This is a genomic window from Furfurilactobacillus siliginis, assembly GCF_001437435.1.
Classification (GTDB): domain Bacteria; phylum Bacillota; class Bacilli; order Lactobacillales; family Lactobacillaceae; genus Furfurilactobacillus; species Furfurilactobacillus siliginis.
Map to the genome: position 1 here is coordinate 1 of NZ_JQCB01000034.1, position 1,755 is coordinate 1,755.

The 1,755-nt window shown below is 49.2% G+C and carries 1 rRNA gene; it reads left to right on the forward strand.

The features are described from left to right. Positions 1 to 142: 142 nt before the first annotated feature. Positions 143 to 1,717 (forward strand): 16S ribosomal RNA (locus tag IV55_RS10035). Positions 1,718 to 1,755 lie beyond the last annotated feature (38 nt).

Genomic DNA, 1,755 nt, shown 5'->3' on the forward strand with positions numbered 1-1,755 from the left:
GTAGATCTTTGAAAACTGAACAATGTTAAGACGAAACAAATGTGTGAGGTCTTTGAACTTCGGTTCAAAACAATTACAAATTGTAAAGTCAATTCACTTTATAACCAAAGTAACAAAACAAGAGCTATTTCAGATAACTCATTAATTTGAGAGTTTGATCCTGGCTCAGGATGAACGCTGGCGGCGTGCCTAATACATGCAAGTCGAACGCATCTTCGTTTTAGATTGATAGTGCTTGCACTGGATTGATAAGACATTTAGATGAGTGGCGAACGGGTGAGTAACACGTGGGTAACCTGCCCTAAAGAGGGGGATAACATTTGGAAACAGATGCTAATACCGCATAACAACGAAAACCACATGGTTTTCGCTTGAAAGATGGTTTCGGCTATCACTTTAGGATGGACCCGCGGTGCATTAGCTAGATGGTGAGGTAAAGGCTCACCATGGCAATGATGCATAGCCGAGCTGAGAGGCTGATCGGCCACATTGGGACTGAGACACGGCCCAGACTCCTACGGGAGGCAGCAGTAGGGAATCTTCCACAATGGGCGAAAGCCTGATGGAGCAACGCCGCGTGAGTGAAGAAGGGTTTCGGCTCGTAAAACTCTGTTGTTAAAGAAGAACGTATCTGATAGTAACTGATCAGGTAGTGACGGTATTTAACCAGAAAGCCACGGCTAACTACGTGCCAGCAGCCGCGGTAATACGTAGGTGGCAAGCGTTATCCGGATTTATTGGGCGTAAAGGGAGTGCAGGCGGTTATTTAAGTCTGATGTGAAAGCCTTCGGCTTAACCGGAGAAGGGCATCGGAAACTGGATAACTTGAGTACAGAAGAGGGTAGTGGAACTCCATGTGTAGCGGTGGAATGCGTAGATATATGGAAGAACACCAGTGGCGAAGGCGGCTACCTGGTCTGTAACTGACGCTGAGGCTCGAAAGCATGGGTAGCAAACAGGATTAGATACCCTGGTAGTCCATGCCGTAAACGATGAATACTAGGTGTTAGGGGGTTTCCGCCCCTTAGTGCCGCAGCTAACGCAATAAGTATTCCGCCTGGGGAGTACGACCGCAAGGTTGAAACTCAAAGGAATTGACGGGGACCCGCACAAGCGGTGGAGCATGTGGTTTAATTCGAAGCTACGCGAAGAACCTTACCAGGGCTTGACATCTTCTGCTAATCCGAGAGATCGGACGTTCCCTTCGGGGACGGAAAGACAGGTGGTGCATGGTTGTCGTCAGCTCGTGTCGTGAGATGTTGGGTTAAGTCCCGCAACGAGCGCAACCCTTATGATTAGTTGCCAGCATTAAGTTGGGCACTCTAATGAGACTGCCGGTGACAAACCGGAGGAAGGTGGGGACGACGTCAAATCATCATGCCCCTTATGTCCTGGGCTACACACGTGCTACAATGGATGGTACAACGAGCAGCGAAGTCGCGAGGCCAAGCAAATCTCTTAAAGCCATTCTCAGTTCGGACTGTAGGCTGCAACTCGCCTACACGAAGTCGGAATCGCTAGTAATCGCGGATCAGCATGCCGCGGTGAATACGTTCCCGGGTCTTGTACACACCGCCCGTCACACCATGAGAGTTTGTAACACCCAAAGTCGGTGGGGTAACCTTTTAGGAGCCAGCCGCCTAAGGTGGGACAGATGATTAGGGTGAAGTCGTAACAAGGTAGCCGTAGGAGAACCTGCGGCTGGATCACCTCCTTTCTAAGGAACTAAATCGGAACCTTACACATTAGTCTTAA